This window comes from Bacteroidota bacterium (assembly GCA_030017895.1).
Lineage (GTDB): Bacteria > Bacteroidota > Ignavibacteria > UBA10030 > BY39 > JASEGV01.
Map to the genome: position 1 here is coordinate 5,801 of JASEGV010000104.1, position 3,109 is coordinate 8,909.

The 3,109-nt window shown below is 36.2% G+C and carries 2 protein-coding genes; both read left to right on the forward strand.

Annotated features, from left to right (window positions below; genetic code table 11):
* The first annotated feature begins 155 nt into the window (after window positions 1-155).
* Entirely contained in the window at window positions 156-1,451 is a 1,296-nt protein-coding gene (locus QME58_13415) for a hypothetical protein (protein ID MDI6804813.1), read from the forward strand.
* A 12-nt stretch (window positions 1,452-1,463) separates the two neighbouring features.
* On the forward strand, window positions 1,464-3,109 hold a 1,646-nt coding region (locus QME58_13420; GenBank protein MDI6804814.1), incomplete at its 3' end, for a hypothetical protein.

The window sequence follows — 3,109 nt, forward strand, 5'->3', positions numbered from 1 at the left end:
CGTATAATGCACACAGAGTTTTTGGTTTTAAATATTCTAAATTCGAAATTTGTCATTCGTAAATCGAAAATTATAATAGGGCTTTAGATGAAACAAAAATTTTTACTCTCTCTCTCTCTCTCTCTGCGGGATATAGACTTTCCATAATTTTCCTAATGCTATTCTTTAGCGATTTTCTGTTTGCACAGGTGATGATAAAAGAAAAAATTGTAATAAATCCCCAACAATCATTACAGAATATTAATATCATTGGAGAAGATACAACACTCACATCACAGGTTCTTGATACAACTGGAACGATTGTTACGGTGAGATACCGAAGGTTTTGTTTTGATACACCAACAGGAGGAAAAGCATTCACGCAATCGAGCCCTTGTAACGCTTACAAGGACAGCGCGGTTTTGAATCAGCAGGGAATCGCACAATATAAATTTATTGCTTATGATAAGAATGCTCTGACCCCATACCGTATTCTTGGGTACCCTGGTTGCTTTACTTATGGCAGTGATACTCTAATTGTAACTGATAATCGGGGATTTAGAGGAGTTAGTGTTGGATACTGGCCCTTAATTGATTATCAGCCATCAGAAATATGCGTAGTTAATAATCCACAACCGCAAACTTTAGATACAACTAGCTTCGAAGTTTATAAACAGGGAGACTTCTTTGCCGATGCTAGTCTTCCACAGCCAATTGTTGTAGATAATTGTGGTTACAATGTAAAACCCGGAACGATACGGTTTGGATTAACAATTCCGCTGTGGTTTGTGAATATGAATAAAGTACCACCAACTTACAATGTATTACGAGACATAAATGATATCAACAAAGACCCTGTTGTTTGTCTTGATAATACAAATCCTGCAGACAAACGGTGGTTGTTTCAATTCAAGACTAAAGTTCGAATACCAATATTTAGCTCTCTATGCCTGCCTAGTGGTTCTAGTGGTTATACTAATCTCGGAGGCGATTCAACTGTCTGGCAAACAACTATAACTTCCTGCATGATGTATGAAAAAGCGGAGGAAGCAATGATATATTGGAGGGCTGGCAATTATAAATCAAACGAGCCGGTACCCAACAAATATTACTTTGATAGTATGATAATGGCACATGAAGAAACTCATTTAGAAGATATAAAATTAGCTATTAAAGATTCTATGAATAAAGCTTATTATGATGCTTTTACAAGTAGACCACGTACAAGTTTATATCCATGTGCAAGAAGTGTAATAGATAGTTGGCCAAAACAAGGTTCAAAAATACCGCTTGCGTTTGGTAATGCGACTAGTTATAAAAAAGAATCAGAACAAGAGAAATTAGCTCGTGAAAAAGCAATTGATGAAGATCTAAGGACTCAAGAAAAGCGAGAAAAAATATACGAGCAATTCAAGGCTTGGGGTCGATCGAAAGGCTGGAGAAATCAAAATGATAATATTATATGTCCGTAGGAGAATGAAAACATGAAAAAATATACATTTTATATTGCAATAGTTCTTATATTAATGAGTACAAATTTATATTCACAAGGTTACTGGGATATACAGCTTGGGCCAATAGATTACGCTTCATCTAATAATGACACCACTGCAGCAGGACTAAAATCAATAATACGAAGCGATCCAATGTGGGCATACTGGGGACCCTTAAGCGTGCTTGCTTATTATCACGGTACAACAGAACGAAGTTTTATACTCGATAGCATGAAGTTATATGCACATCAGGATACTGTCATGCCTTTATCTCGTTATTTTCATTATCAAATAATACGTGGTTTTCTTGGAGATCCGGGAGTATTTACAGGATTAGATACTTGCGCTATCATGATGGGCATGGGTGAAGATCGTTTACGTGCTATAAAATTATTAGCCAAGCATGGATACTATAACCATTTTGATAAAGTTCAAGCAGCAATAACTGATAAGAAGCTGATTAGATATGCTATTTATTGTTTAGAGGCATATACACAGTCATCGCAATATCGTGATCAGTGCAAAAATTTACTCGCATCAGTTATTAACGATCCAAATCATTATGGGGGAGAAATTTCTCTTGCTGCAGAAGTACTTGCTAAGATTGATAAACCATATGTAATATCACTATTACTTAATAGATTTATTATATCAGATTATAGAAGAAGGATCACAATTTATGATGGTGTGAATAGAATTGATTCAGATTTAAAGGTAGAAATGTCGAAAATAGCTTTGATGACCGAATCCATAGATAAGACAGATCGTTTTGTGCCACTTTATTACACTGGTATTGTTAAAAGGCCTGATGACCCAAGTGGATATGTAGCTGGTGATTCGAAGAAATTTTTAGAACCGTCATATATAAAATTTTTAAAGGATTTCATAATACAACAACCACCACAAGATGCAAAGTGGAACATAGGCCGATTCTTACGCGATTTTCGTCCCGATCCGGTAACAACAAGTGTGTTGAACATGCTCGACACTCTCATCAGCACCAAACTCCAAGTTGCAGGTTACAATTGGTTAGGCGATAACAATTTTATAACAGAGCTCGACGGGTATCTCACCAGTGCTCGAAACTTTCTTGTAGGCGGTGATTCATTAAGTTGTGCTTATCAAATCTTCACATTTCAGAAAAAAGTAGATGAAGAATACCGCGATTCTCTCGATGGTGATACACGGTATATCAATCGAGAGGGATGGAAATTTTTATATTATACCGCTGAGTATATACTTGAGCGTTTGCCCGGAGTAGTAACTCTTCCATCTTCAGTTAATACAGGTTGGAATATGATAAGCGTACCCGTCGATGTATTAGATTATGCTAAAGTGTCTCTCTATCCTACCGCAACATCAAATGCATTTATGTATTATGCTGGTTATGTTAGAAAAGATACACTTGAAAATGGAATAGGTTACTGGCTGAAGTATGCCTCTAACGATACAATAAAATACAAAGGTTTTCCGATTGAAATTGATACAATCGATGTTGCAGCCGGCTGGAACATGATCGGCTCAATCTCGACAGCAGTTGATATATCAAAAGTTAAATCAGTACCGGGCGGTATAATGCTATCTAAATTCTTTGGATACAATAATGGTTATTTCATAACAAACAAAATTGATTCAGG

Bases quoted from the DNA above. Each gene is read 5' to 3' on its own strand.
- QME58_13415 (MDI6804813.1), top strand. From the start codon at position 156: ATGCTATTCTTTAGCGATTTTCTGTTTGCACAGGTGATGATAAAAGAA.